This is a genomic window from Blastopirellula marina DSM 3645, from assembly GCF_000153105.1.
Classification (GTDB): domain Bacteria; phylum Planctomycetota; class Planctomycetia; order Pirellulales; family Pirellulaceae; genus Blastopirellula; species Blastopirellula marina.
Genome location: NZ_CH672376.1, coordinates 2092138 through 2105645, shown reverse-complemented (window position 1 = coordinate 2105645; position 13508 = coordinate 2092138). Strand labels below are relative to the sequence as shown.

10 protein-coding genes are annotated in these 13508 nt (G+C 58.7%); 4 read left to right on the top strand and 6 right to left on the bottom strand.

The window, feature by feature from the left end; genetic code table 11:
* Nucleotides 1-12: 12 nt before the first annotated feature.
* Nucleotides 13-1971: an FAD-dependent oxidoreductase gene (locus DSM3645_RS10510; RefSeq protein WP_002652129.1), complete on the bottom strand. Its 1959-nt coding sequence runs from the start codon at nucleotides 1969-1971 to the stop codon at nucleotides 13-15.
* 391 nt (nucleotides 1972-2362) lie between these two features.
* The gene (locus DSM3645_RS10505; protein ID WP_002652128.1) at nucleotides 2363-3181 is read right to left on the bottom strand and encodes a c-type cytochrome; all 819 of its coding nucleotides are present in this window, start codon (nucleotides 3179-3181) and stop codon (nucleotides 2363-2365) included.
* 133 nt (nucleotides 3182-3314) lie between these two features.
* Between DSM3645_RS10505 and DSM3645_RS10500 the strand changes: the two genes are divergently transcribed.
* Entirely contained in the window at nucleotides 3315-4118 is an 804-nt protein-coding gene (locus tag DSM3645_RS10500; RefSeq protein ID WP_002652127.1) for a class I SAM-dependent methyltransferase, read from the top strand.
* Here the strand turns inward: DSM3645_RS10500 and floA are convergent.
* The 3 genes from floA to DSM3645_RS10485 all read right to left on the bottom strand — a co-directional run bounded on the left by floA (nucleotide 4115) and on the right by DSM3645_RS10485 (nucleotide 6140).
* Nucleotides 4115-5197 carry a flotillin-like protein FloA gene (floA, locus tag DSM3645_RS10495; protein WP_002652126.1) on the bottom strand — a complete coding sequence of 361 codons (1083 nt, stop codon included), beginning with the start codon at nucleotides 5195-5197 and terminating at the stop codon, nucleotides 4115-4117. The genes DSM3645_RS10500 and floA overlap by 4 nt on opposite strands.
* Before the next feature lie 83 nt (nucleotides 5198-5280).
* Complete coding sequence (locus tag DSM3645_RS10490) at nucleotides 5281-5622, bottom strand: hypothetical protein (RefSeq protein WP_002652125.1); 342 nt, start codon at nucleotides 5620-5622, stop codon at nucleotides 5281-5283.
* 2 nt (nucleotides 5623-5624) lie between these two features.
* Complete coding sequence (locus DSM3645_RS10485; RefSeq protein ID WP_002652124.1) at nucleotides 5625-6140, bottom strand: hypothetical protein; 516 nt, start codon at nucleotides 6138-6140, stop codon at nucleotides 5625-5627.
* Nucleotides 6141-6428: 288 nt separating this feature from the next.
* Here DSM3645_RS10485 and DSM3645_RS10480 point away from each other — a divergent pair, with 288 nt between their 5' ends.
* From DSM3645_RS10480 to DSM3645_RS10470, 3 genes are all read left to right on the top strand, one after another.
* Nucleotides 6429-6635 carry an SEC-C metal-binding domain-containing protein gene (locus DSM3645_RS10480; RefSeq protein WP_002652122.1) on the top strand — a complete coding sequence of 69 codons (207 nt, stop codon included), beginning with the start codon at nucleotides 6429-6431 and terminating at the stop codon, nucleotides 6633-6635.
* Nucleotides 6636-6928: 293 nt separating this feature from the next.
* Nucleotides 6929-8248: a carbohydrate porin gene (locus DSM3645_RS10475; protein ID WP_116344393.1), complete on the top strand. Its 1320-nt coding sequence runs from the start codon at nucleotides 6929-6931 to the stop codon at nucleotides 8246-8248.
* Nucleotides 8249-8772: 524 nt separating this feature from the next.
* Nucleotides 8773-10311, top strand: a complete 1539-nt coding sequence (locus DSM3645_RS10470; protein WP_040352399.1) for an arylsulfatase — start codon at nucleotides 8773-8775, stop codon at nucleotides 10309-10311.
* 126 nt (nucleotides 10312-10437) lie between these two features.
* Here the strand turns inward: DSM3645_RS10470 and DSM3645_RS10465 are convergent, their stop codons facing one another.
* Nucleotides 10438-13488: a PVC-type heme-binding CxxCH protein gene (locus DSM3645_RS10465; protein WP_002652117.1), complete on the bottom strand. Its 3051-nt coding sequence runs from the start codon at nucleotides 13486-13488 to the stop codon at nucleotides 10438-10440.
* Nucleotides 13489-13508 lie beyond the last annotated feature (20 nt).

Genomic DNA, 13508 nt, shown 5'->3' with positions numbered 1-13508 from the left:
GTTCGTCCGTATTTAGAAGTAATAAACGCAGGTCACATGAAATGCGAGAAACACGCCGAGCGGGACCAGAATCCAAATATGAATTTGATTGATCCAGGGACGATATTTTCGCAGCCAAATCGCGACGTCGCCGGTAAATTGGCTTTCGAGCGCCGCTGCGGCGCCGGTCAAACCGCCGGTGATCGCCAGCGCGATAAACGCCAGCGATAGCCATAAGTTCAAATTGGCGCCGAGCCCGCCCCCGGTGTGCAGCCACAACCCGCCCAGTGTTGTAAAACCAACGATCGCGTGAAACGCGCGCCAATAGCCATACTCGCCCCACGTCATGCGCGGCCAGCGTTTCCGCAGCGTAAACAACGTGCTGGCCAACATGACCGCCAGCAGTCCGTAGCCGGTGATCTGCTTGAGCAGGTCATTGCGCCACAGGAGCGACAGCTGATAACGAAACGAATCGACCGATTCGGCCGCTGCGACTTGTCCAATTAACAGCAACGTCGTCATCCCCAAGAGCGTCAAGATGGACGCGGATAACAGCGAGTTTCGCCCAGGAATGCGAGTAACAACTTCGGATGAACCCAAGATCTGTTTCACCAGCGGTTGGCACGATCCGCACGAGGTCGATGCGCCGGTCGCATGGGCGACTTCGGCCACGGACGCACACCCGGAGGCGACCGCCAAATCAATCGCTCCTTTGGTGACGTTCTTACAGCTGCAAATGATCGCGCCGTCGGGCCACTGTTGCACGCTGGCATCGCTTCCCCAGACGTTGCCGGTTCGCTGGAACCGAGCTTGTTGCCAAGGCCAGATACGACCGCCGGCGTCGATCACGGTTCGCAAACGTTCACATTCGCTCCAGGGCCCCACGCCAAACGCACCGACCGCTTTGCCGCCGAGCAAGAGGATCTTGCGCGCGTAGTCGTCACCCGCCGCGGCGATCAGCGTGATATTCGGGGAATCTCCCAGCGGCGATCCCAACGAAGTTACGTCGATATCCAACAGTTTCAGTCGGGCCGATTGATCGGCGCCGACAAATCGGGAGGATCCGCCGAGCAAATTGTCTCCCAGCGTTGTCGCCATCGCGATGCCGGGCCCGACCAAACCATAGACCATGCCGCGATGTTCGGCGCATTCGCCGATCGCAAAGATCTGCGGATCGCTGGTCCGCAGCGCATCGTCGACTTCGATCCCCCCTCGCTTGCCGATCGCCAACTCGGCCTGAGCGGCAAGTTCGGCACGCGGGCGAATGCCGGCCGAGATCACCACCATGTCGACGCTCAGCGAGTCTCCGCTCGCGAACTGCAGCACGCGGCTGTGACCATCGGCGATGATTTCGGTCGAACGCTTGATGAGGTGCACCTGACAACCAAGTTGCTCGATCTTTTCTTTGAGAAACGCGCCGCAATCGGCGTCGAGTTGACGCGGCATCAGGCCGGGCGCAACTTCGATGATGTGAACTTCAAGCCCATAGTCATGCAGCGCCTTGGCCGCTTCCAAACCAAGCAGCCCGCCGCCGATCACCGCCGCTGATTTTGCCCGCAGTGCGTGATTGCGGATCGCGTCGACATCGTCGAGCGTGCGGTAAAGATAAACGCCGTCGAGTTCGACGCCGGGAACATCAGGCCGCCAGGCGCGCGATCCGGTCGCCATCACCAAGCGATCGTAGCCCAGCTTGTCGCCCGACGCACAGGTTACTTCGTGACGATCGCGATCAATCTCGATCACCGCGTCGCCGGTCCGCAGTTGAATGCCGTGGTCTTCATACCACTGGCGCGTCGCGAGTTGCAACACCTCGGGATCCGGCGTCTCAAAGTATTTGGTGAGCCGCACGCGATCATAGGCCGTGCGCGGCTCTTCGCCGATCACGATGATCGAATAGGAAAGCCTTTCGCGGTCAGCGACAAGACGTTGACAAAGAGCATGGCTCACCATGCCGTTGCCGACCACGACTAACGTCTGTTGAGCTGCGCCCATCGAGACAACGTTTCCCCACGTGAAGAATGTTCCAACATCGACCGTCTGGCTGTCGGCAGACTCTTTGCAAGAAGAATGCCAATCGCAGCGATGGACGAGTGGGAGCCAGGCGCCCGAAGAACAGTAACTGCATGGCCGACCTAAGTTTGCGATCGGCAGAGCAGGGGGGGAATCGCGCAATTATTTGACCGCTGTGATGAGTTTGCCCAGGTGCTGCGCAAATCCCTAGCAGCTAAAGTGGACAAGTTGCTCCATTTTTAATCAGCGGGCGACGATTCGAAGAGTTCGGGCGCCTTTGCCGCTCAACGCCGTGGCAATGCCGCCCGGAAATCGGCAAAATCTCGTGCTAACCGACGCATGTTTTGCCGAACATCTTTGGGCACGGCAGGCCCTACTTTTCGGCGTTGTACTCACCGCGCTTCTCCAGCGGCGGCAAGTGCTCTTTCAAGTTGAAGTGGGGCCGCGCGTAGCTGTTCACGAACGCGGCGACGTCGATCGCTTCTTGCTCGGTCAGCGTCGCGTCATCCAGCGGCATCGCTACTTTCAACCAAGGCGCCAGCTTCTCGACGCGGCTCAGGCCGGCGCCGTCGTTGTACGATCGATCGCCCCAGAGCGGCGGGTTGTCGTCATCGCCGCCGCCATCTTCGCCGTGACACTCAGCGCACCTCTGCAGGTAGACAATCTCGCCACGCTCGCTACTGGCCGGCTGATGCGCGGCAAGATCAATCGGCGGCACATGGTTGGGGCCGAGCGGCTTTTCGGCGTTCATTTGGATCTCGGCGCCGGTCGATAGCCAAGTGATATACGCTGTCACCGCGACTGCGACCTGACTCCCGTTCGGCGGACGAACGCCGTTCTGACTGCGCATGAAGCAGTTCAGCACGCGATCTTCGAGCGTGATCACGCGTTTCTCACGCGGCGACCAGGCGGGATAGGCGGCGGCCGTTTGCAAAAAGCTGCCTGCCTGCGGATGCTTTCCCCCTTCCAAATGACACGACGTGCAGCGCAGCGCGTTGCCGACATAGGGTTTCGAGAGAGGATGCTCGTTGGTTCGCAGGACGATCTCTTCGCCAAGCCGGACGACTTCTCCCAGTTTACCTGGCGGGTATTCGGCGGCTGGCTCTGCAGCGAGACAGTTGCCCGCGAAGAACCACCAACCGACGATCAGGTAAAGCGCTGCGACGATCTGGTGCAATTGGCCGTGACTCATTCCGCTCTCCCTTGTCATAAAACGCCCATCAATCGACAAAAAAACTGCCGAGAAAGCGAACCTTAATTGTATCGATTGCGTCGCAATAGCGGCGGTATGACGACTTACAGACTCTGTGCGGTGAACCCAATCGATGACGCGACCGACCGACGATCACATCTTGGCGCACAATCGCGCCGCTTGGAATGACGCCGCACGCAGCGGTAACCCCTGGTCACTTCCCATCGATGCCGCGACCGTGGCCCGAGCGCGAGCCGGCGACTGGCAAGTGATCCTCACGCCGACCCAAGCCGTGCCGAGGTCTTGGTTTGGCGATCTGCCAGGCAAGCAGGTGCTCTGTCTCGCGTCTGGCGGCGGCCAACAATCACCAACCTTGGCCGCGGCCGGCGCCGATGTCACCAGTTTCGATCTTTCGGACGAACAACTGGCGCTTGATCGGCTAGTGGCCGAAAGGGAAGGGCTGCGGATTCGTCTGGAGCAAGGAGACATGGCCGATCTCACTCGCTTTGCCGACGCTTCGTTCGATCTGATCTTCCATCCCTGCTCGAACGTGTTTGTCCGTGACATTCAGCCGGTATGGAGAGAAGCGGCGCGGGTACTGCGCCCCGGTGGTCGCCTGCTGGCCGGCTTTATGAACCCCAGCTATTTTCTATTCGATCATGAAGAAGACGCGGCGACAGAAACGCTGCAGGTCCGATATCGACTCCCTTATGACGAATCGATTCACCCCGACCTGAGCGAGACGCGCCGTCGCCAACTGGCCGGCGGAGAAGCGCTCGAGTTCAGCCATAGCCTGCAGTCGCAAATCGGCGGGCAACTCGCCGCTGGGCTCGTATTGATCGACATCTACGAAGATTGGTGGTCCGATGCGGCGACGCGATTAAACCAGTTCTCGCCCACCACGATCGCGACTTTGGCGACCAAGCCGCCGCTCTAGTTGTCGTCGCCGGATTGCGGCGGCATCAGCAGGGGGCCGTCGGTCGAGAGACCATCAACCGGGCGCGTGTTGGTAGAACGATTGAGAAACAGCACGGGGGCGCCGGTCGAGTACAAGTTGCCTTCTCGAATCGCAAACGCGAGCGCTTTGGGGACCTGGGCTTCGGCACGCACCATCGCGACGCGACAGTCGACCACTTTGGCGACCATTTCCTGCTCGAAGGCGACCGCTTCGGCGCGTCGTATTTCGGCCAACGCTCGAGCGACGCGCGTGTCGGCTTCGGCCTGATCGGTCTGCAGACGAGCGCCGATGTTTTTGCCGACATCGACATCCAGAATGTCAATCGAGACAATCTCAAACGCGGTGTTCGCGTCGAGCCCTCGCTCCAGCACTCCGCGCGAGATGTTGGCTGGCGTCTCCAACACTTCCATATGCGTGTTGGAAGAACCGATCACCGTGACAATCCCTTGACAAACGCGGGCGACAATCGTTTCTTCGGTGGCGCCGCCGATCAACTGGGCCAGATTGGTTCGTACGGTCACGCGGGCGCGCACTAACAGTTCGACTCCATCTTTGGCGACGGCGCTGAGCGACTTGTGGACGCCGCCGACCGGCGTGGGACAGTCGATCACTTTGGGCGAAACGCTGGTGCGAACCGCGTCAAATACGTCGCGGCCGGCAAGTTCGATCGCGGCGGCGCGTTCAAAATCGAGATCGATTCCGGCGCGATCCGCGGCGATTAACGCTTGCATCAGACGCATCACATTTCCGCCTGCCAAAAAGTGGGCTTCCAACTTCTGCGTGCTGATGCCGGTCTGACGGTCGATGCTCAGCCCGGCTTGCTTGCCCATGATTTTCGCGGTGACGATGGTCGCCGGCGGGACTTGTCGTAGACTCATGCCGACCAAACTGCGCAGGCTAATATCTGCGCCGGAGACAAACGCTTGAAACCAGATCGCCCCATAGCGCAGCACCACAATCAGGAAGATCAGTCCGATGACGGCGAGGAAAGCAATGCCGCCGTAAGATAGCATCGGCAGAAATTCGAGATCGGCCAGCAATAGAGCTTCTGCGAACATGCAGGTTTCCTTGATCGGCCGCTAAATGTCAGAAACGAGGACGAACGGCTGACCGGTACGCGCGTCGCGGGGGATAATTCATTCTATGCGTGGGCGGGCGCATCGCCGGCATGACGGCGCATGCGAGCTAACTTTCGCTTCGCTTCGGTCTTAATATTGGCCGGAGTTTCGGCGACCGCCAAGACTTGATTCAAATCATCGGTCGCTTTGGCGCCGTCACCTAAAGCCGAGTAAACCAAGGCGCGATTATAAAGCGCCATCCCGCGCACATCAGCAGGGGTCGCCGTCAGCGCGATGGTTTGCGAATAAAAGTCGACGGCGCCAGGATAGTCGCGCAGCTTGGCTTTGGCCATCCCGCGACGATAAAGGGAGATCGCCTTGCCGCGAGCGGAAAACCAACTGGTCATCCAGAGGATTAGATTCATTTTCAGCGAGCCCTGTTTGTAGTTTGCGGAGTCAGCGAATCCAATTGGCGACATCGCTGCCGCACCGATTGGTATGGCATGCCGCTGGGGCGCTGGTATCGCTCTGCGCGAATAAACCAGAAAGCCAATCCGCCGGTGTTGTGATTTGGCGCGGTCGCCGACTTGGCGGCGCGAACGCCCAGCGATCCCTTGCGGCCGGTCTTGCTCCAACCGCGGGCCTCCATCAGCATGCGCACGATGACGCCGATCGCTTGTCGCAAGCGTTTGCTTTGGTTTAGCTGCATTTTAGCGAGCGCTTGATCGACGGCCGGAATCGCTTCCAGCTCGCGCACCACGCCTGCCAAAGGGGGACGATCATGATGGATCTCCGCCTCTTCCATGCGACGCTGGCGGCCTTCGTCGCTAAAAAAGGCGAGCACCTCGTCAAAGGGTTGCTCAGGATCGTTCGCAACGTCCGCAAACGTGCGTCCCTGATCATCGCTAAGAAACCGCTCGCGAGTCATCTCGACACAATCCATGGTCGAACTCCATTCCGTGAGTCGCGTAGAGCGTCGCGACCAACCGCCGATTCAAAGTGCAGATGCAAAATTTGAATGTCCGATTATTGTACCTGAACCCCGGCGATCCACCAAGGAAATAAACCGACCGCGAGGCCACAATCGACATCTTGGTCCACTCGCTCGCCGGCCGATCGCGCCCCAACACCCAGCGACGCGTTCTCGCGAACTTCCCCGCGCTTGTCGTGTCCACTCTCGATCATGGTCGTTTCTCTTTAACCGATAGGAGGTGCATGATGCGATCGAAACATGACCAACCGGCGGACGACGCTTCCTTTTGTGGGGCCGATGATTAAACGTCGCCGCGGGTTCCCCTCAGAATCGCGAGTCAAACACGGCGTGCGCCTTGTCCAAAGCGTCAAGTTGCTGGAAGAGAAACTGGGGCGCAATGATCCTTATCCTTGCGGATCAGGCAAACGCTTCAAGAAGTGTTGTCTCGACCGGGGCCGATTTTGACGGCGTTAACCGGGACCACTTTTTTTAACGAGGGAGATCACGCAACGATTACGGTCCGTGATTAGCCGGCGTTTCGCCCTAATCGCCAAACTCGGTCCGGCGTCAACTTCCGTAGGGAAGAATAGTAGGCTGTCACGATTGGAGGTCGTCGCGCGAAGTCGATCCGGCGAAATCGCGCGATCGGTTACGTAAAGTCTGCCACTGCCGGGGAGAACTTTTCATCCGCTTGCCAGCATCGACGATAAAAAGGGGGGGGGAGGACCTCGATCGCGTTGACCAAGGCAGGCTGGATTATGCTGTTTCTCGTTCGACGATTTGTCACGTTGCTGGTGCCCCCCCTCGTGATGCTGCTCGGCGGCGTCAGTTCGGCAGTCGCCCAGTGCGACTGTCCCTACTGCACGGCCGGCGCCGCGGCGCCGGCGGCGCCCAACTATGCTGGCTGCATTTGCGAACGCCAGGCGTTATTGGGAGATTGGCTCGGCACGCGCAGCTGCATGCTCGCGCATGGGATGCAGTGGGACATCGATCAAACGGAGTTCTATTTTGGCGTCGCCAGCGGCGGCAAAGAGCAACGGTTTACGTTCGCCGGCCACGGCGACTTTCTGCTGAACTGGGATCTGGGCAAAGCCGGCATTCAAGAAGGAATGTTTGTTAAGCTGCGAGCCGAACATCGTTATGGCGAATCGATTTCTGGTTCGGACGGCGCCATCTTGCCGGCCACGGTCTTAACCGACTTGCCGGCGCCTGGCAGCAACGACGTTTTTCTCACCAATGTCTTGTTCACGCAGTTTCTGTCAGAAGATTTTGCGATCTTCGCCGGCAAGCTGGATACGCTGGAAGGTGACGCCAACTTGTTCGCCCACAAACGGGGCAAGGATCAATTCTCGAACCTGGCGTTTGTCGTTAATCCCTTGCTCCTCCGTTCGGTTCCCTACGCCACTTTGGGAACCGGTTTTATCTTGCTTCAAGACCAAGCGCCGATTTTTACGTTCACCGTTTTGAACTCGACCAATACGGCGAGCACCGCCGGTTTCAACGAACTGTTCGCCAACGGAGTCTCGCTCATTGCCGAAACTCGCTTGCCTTACGAGATCGGAGGCAAGCAAGGGCATCAACTGCTGGGCGGATCTTGGAGCAGTCGTGAATACGTTTCCTTGGGACAAGATCCGCGTGTCGTGCTACCCGACGTCCCCATCGATCGCGCATCTGGAACCTGGGGTTTGTACTGGAACATGGATCAATACCTGGTTCACTACTGTGATGACTCGACCAAGGGCTGGGGAATGTTCGCTCGTGCCAGTGTCGCCGACGATCGGGCCAATCCGTTGGCCTCGTTTTTCAGCATCGGCGTCGGCGGCGATAGCCCGCTCGCTTGTCGACGGCAAGATACCTTTGGCGTCGGCTACTATTACCTCGAGACGAGCAATCAAATTGGTCCCTTCTTAGAAGCGGCGTTGGGACCGATCGGCGACGGCAACGGCGTCGAGATGTTCTACAACGTCGAGGTCACTCCCTGGTTCCATTTAACCGCCGATATGCAAGTGCTGGAGCCGGAGCAGAAAGACTTTAACACGGCCCTGCTGGTCGGTTTGCGCGGCAAGATCAGCTTCTAGTCGCACTGCTGGACGGGCCGTCGCCAAGCGAGACGCGCTGCGAACCTGACTGCGGCCAACCGCATCACTTTGACGCGCTTCAATTCTCTGAACAATCATGTGGCCCCAACAAGACGCGCGTGTCGCCTTTCTACTTCGAGACCGAGTTGGGTTCCCCAGGCTGTTCTAACCATGCTGACAACCGCGGTCGTCGCATCGAGGGGCTGATGAAGTTTCTCGGAAGCTCGCTGTTTTTTTCTTTTGACGGTCCTTTTTAGGGGTTACACTTACGGTTGTCCCAGCTTATCTAATGCAAATTCTCTCCCATCTCTTCCAAGGCAATACTTGAGCGCGCCTCTTTCATCGCGATTCTTCGCGATGTTGATTACAACGCTGCAGAGTCAATGTCAAATCTCGAGGTCGAATCAGCCATGATTCGCCTTCCCAACTACCTCTGTCAATTTCGAGCAGGTCATCCGGTTCAGGATCCACAGCCAGGAGTAATTACAACGATGAAAATTCCTCGTTTACTACTTTCGGTCAGCATGTTGTGCTGTCTGGGAGTAACCGCCGTCCACGCGGCCGACCAGCCGAATATCTTGGTCATCTGGGGCGACGATATCGGCATCTGGAACATCAGCCACAACAGCCAAGGCATGATGGGCTATCAAACGCCCAACATTGATCGCATCGCCCAAGAAGGCCTTTCGTTCACCGACTACTACGGGCAGCAAAGCTGCACCGCCGGACGCGCCGCGTTTATCGGCGGCAATGTTCCGGTCCGCACCGGCATGACCAAGGTCGGCTTGCCCGGCGCCAAAGAAGGTTGGCAAAAGACCGACGTGACCATGGCGACCGTCCTGAAATCGCAAGGCTATGCGACCGGGCAATTTGGCAAGAACCACCAAGGCGATCTCGACGAGCATCTCCCCACGATGCACGGCTTTGACGAGTTTCTCGGCAACCTTTATCACTTGAACTCGCAAGAAGAACCCGAAAATCGCGACTACCCGACCGATATGGTGCTCGCGAACGGGAAAAAGTTTACCGACGTCTATGGTCCGCGCGGCGTGCTCAAATGCAAAGCGGACGGCGACGGCGGGCAAACCATCGAAGACACCGGCCCCCTAAACAAAAAACGGATGGAGACGATCGACGATGAAACCGTCGCCGCCGCGACCGATTTCATCAAACGCAAGCATGAAGCGGATCAACCGTTCTTCTGCTGGTGGAACGGAACGCGGATGCATTTCCGGACGCATGTGAAAAAAGAACTCACCGGCATCAGCGGACCGGACGGCGACGAATACCATGACGGCATGGTCGAACATGACCGGCATGTCGGGATGCTGCTTGATCTGTTGGATGAGTTGAAGATCGCGGACAACACGCTGGTCCTTTACTCGACCGACAACGGACCGCACTACAACACTTGGCCTGACGCCGGCACGACGCCGTTCCGCAACGAGAAAAACAGCAACTGGGAAGGCGCCTATCGCGTTCCGGCGTTCGTCCGTTGGCCCGGCAAATTTCCGGCCGGCAAGACGCTGAACGGCATCGTCGCTCACGAAGACTGGCTGCCCACCTTCGCCACCATCGCCGGCGCGCCGGACATCAAAGAGAAGCTGCAGGCAGGCGTCGAACTAAACGGTCGCAAATACCACAACTATATCGACGGCCACAATCAGCTCGAATACTTGACCGGGAAGACCGAAGATTCTCCTCGCCACGAATTCATTTACGTCAATGACGACGGACAGATCGTCGCGATGCGCTACGACGCGTGGAAAGCGGTCTTCCTGGAAAACCGCGGCATGGCGTTCGAGGTCTGGCGCGAGCCGTTCGTCCATCTGCGCGTTCCGTTGTTGTTCAACCTGCGCCGCGATCCGTTTGAGAAAGCGCAACACAATGCGACCGTCTATAACGATTGGTTTCTCGAACGCGTCTTCACCTTGGCGCCGATGCAACAATTGGGCGCCCAATTTCTGATGACGATGAAAGACTATCCTCCGAGTCAATCGCCTGGTTCATTCAATCTGGACAAAGTTCAGAAGACGATCGAAGACAGCATGGGCGGAAGATAGTCGCGCCCGCGAATAGCACGCAGAGGCTTGCGGTCGCCACCGACCGCAAGCCTTTTTTATGCGCCCGACGAATAGACGAGACCATCGCCGTCGGCCGCCGCTGCTTCAGCGTCCGCAACGCGCCGCTTACTCTGGCGGCAGCGGCGCTTGGACGGTCGACATCAGATAGGCGATCAGGTTTCGCGTTTCTTCGTCGCTCAGCTTTTGCAGCTGACCTTCCGGCATCAGCGAAACCTTGCTCGTCTTCATCTCTTCGATCTCTTGCCGGTCCAGCGTAATCGACTCTTGCGCTGATTTCAGCGTCAGCGTCCGTTCGTTCAGTTCGCCGATCACGCCGTTCAGCACGCGGCCATCGTCCATCGCGATGACGACCGTCCGGAAATCGGCGCCGACGCTGGCGCTCGGATCGATCACATTTTCCAGTAGATAATCAATGTTCTTCCGATTCGACCCGGTCAGGTCAGGCCCCAACAGTCGCCCTTGGCCATACAAGACATGGCAACTGGCGCAAGTCTTCTGAAACAGCGCGCGCCCCGCCGACAGATCGGCTTGCGCCAAAACCTTTGGCGATAATTTCTCCTTGAAGCTGTCAATCAACGCTCGCTTCTCGGCGGCGCTGACGCGGACATCTCCCCACAACCGGATCAAGTCACTCGTCAGCTCTTCATTCTCCAGCGACGCGATTTGCCGCGCCTGAAACGCAGAGATCTCGCTAGCTGCGATTCGCTTCGCCTGGACGGCGTCAAGCAGCGATCGCGCCGAACTCGGCCGCGCGGCGAGCGTCTGGATCATCTCGGCTCGCGCGGCGGCGTCATACTTCGAAACACGCGCCAAAATCTTCGCCGGAATCGACGGGTCATCGTATTGGGCCAATCCGCGCAGCGCCGCGACCATCATCGCCGGATCATCCAGCAATTGCACCAACGTCGGAACATAATCGGCAGGCCGACTGACCAGCAGCGAACGGAGCGCAGAACGTCGCGCCTCGGCAGGCAGCTGGTTATTGGTCACGATCAACCGGATCTCGTCCAGCGCACGGCCGTCGCCAAAGACCACGCTCAGGCTTTGCACGTGATTGCGGATCTCGACGTCCGAGGCCTGACCATACTTCTGCGCGACTTCCGCCCAATGCTTCGGCGCGGTCGCTTTCTGCCAACCGTTGAGCGCCGCGGCCATGCCGCGGATCACGCTCTCGGGAGCGCGGCGTTTTCCATTCGCCGCGAGCGCCAACATCTGATCGACGGCGCCTGGGTTGCGCTCGATCTCTAAGGTCATCCGTCGCGCAACTAGCTCGGTCAGCAGCGGAATTTTTGACTTTTCCAACAGCGCCAGCGCCTGCGTCGAATCACGCGTTATCGCCGGTTCAATTCCATACCAGATCATCAGCGGCAAGACGGCGTCGGTTGCGTATTCGTCGCGCTGCGCCAGTTGCTGGGTGATCTCCCAACGCAGATCCACCGGCAGTCGCTGCAGCGCCGACGCGAGATGCAATTGCACCAATCCTGATGGATCATTGGCCGCCGATTGTCGCAACGTCTGCAATACGGCCGCCGAGGGCGTCGCATCCGCTTGCGTGGTCAGATCGACCAAAAATTTCAAAGCGGCGCTGCGCTGGTACTCATCTTCCGCCGCCAACTGTTCGATCCACCATGACTCGTCCGCTCCGGCGGTTGTCGCGATCGTCTCCAGCAAACGAATCCGCACGATCGGATCACTGGTCTCGCCGAAGCTTTCCTTCAGCGCCGCATGCAGCGTCTTCAGTTCTTCCTGGCTCATCATGGTCGCGGCGCGATTGGTCAACAGCCGCCGTGCCTGACGCGCCCACCAAGTGTTACGATGCGCGAGCAATGCGATCAGTTGGTTCGTCGATTGCTTCTGCAAATCAAACGGGGCGATCCGCTCTGGCTCACCATACGTCAACTTATAGATTCGCCCGCTGCTGCGATGAACTCCGTCGTGGTCATGGCATTCGCCGGTGTCGCTCCAATCGGCGAGGTAGACGCCGCCATCGGGACCGGTGAGCAACTCCATGCCGCGGAACCAGGGATCTTCCATAAAGCAGATATCGGGCCCATGCGTCGCCGCGTATCCGGCGCCGCTTCGTTTGAGATACTCGGTATTGATCCGCAGCCCATGCAGATTGAGCGTATACAAGCGATTGCGATACTCGGCGGGCCAGTTGTCTCCTTGGTAGATCATCAACCCGATATGAGCATGCCCGCCGCCGGCCGCGCTCGTTTTGTCGGTGATCCCTTTACGAACGTCGGCCCAAGCTTCTCCTTCGTCCCAATGCACATGATCGGCGACCTGCTTGAGCAGCTGGTAAGAGTGCGGGTTGATGTCGATCCCAAACATCCGCTCGGTATGTGCGCCCGGGATCACGTGCCACAGATGGCCGATCACGGTGTTGATGACAAACATCTCGCCATGCTGGTCAAAGTCGAATCCCCACGAGTTGGTCATCCCGTGCATCACCGGTTCGGCCACATCGCGCGTCGGATGATAGCGCCACACGCCGGTGTTGATCGCAAACCGCTGCGAGTCGCTCGCGCCCGGCTTGCCGACGCGGCTGGTCGCCAAGATGCCGTGCCGACCATACAGCCAACCATCGGGGCCCCACTTCAGTCCATTGGCCGGCGTATGCGAAACTCCTTTGCTGCTGTCGAATCCATCCAACACAACCACCGGCTCCCCATCCGGCACATCATCTCGATCACGATCCGGAATAAACAACAAGTGCGGCAGACAGATCGCCCACACGCCGCCATCACCGATCTCGATGCTCGTCAGCTTATAAGCCTGATCCCAAAACACCGACCGCTTGTCGAGCGTTCCGTCGCCGTTGGTATCTTCAAAAATCAAGATTCGATCGCGGATGTCGCCGTTAAAACCACCGGCGCCGCCGCCTGCCCAACTGTAGTTCTCCGCAACCCACAGCCGCCCACGCTCGTCCAGCGTCATCGCAATCGGATTCCGCACATCAGGCTCAGCCGCGACCAACGACAACTGAAACCCCGGCGGCAACTTCGCCGACTTCACCACCTCGACAGGATCCACCGGCGTGGAAGTCGATTTCTCGGTGTTATCGGGGATGGCGAATTCGTCGGCGATGGCCTGACCGCCGAAAAGGCCCAGACTTACAACGACCGCAATCAATGCTTGCTTTACCAATGTCATCTTCTCAATTTTCTCGACTA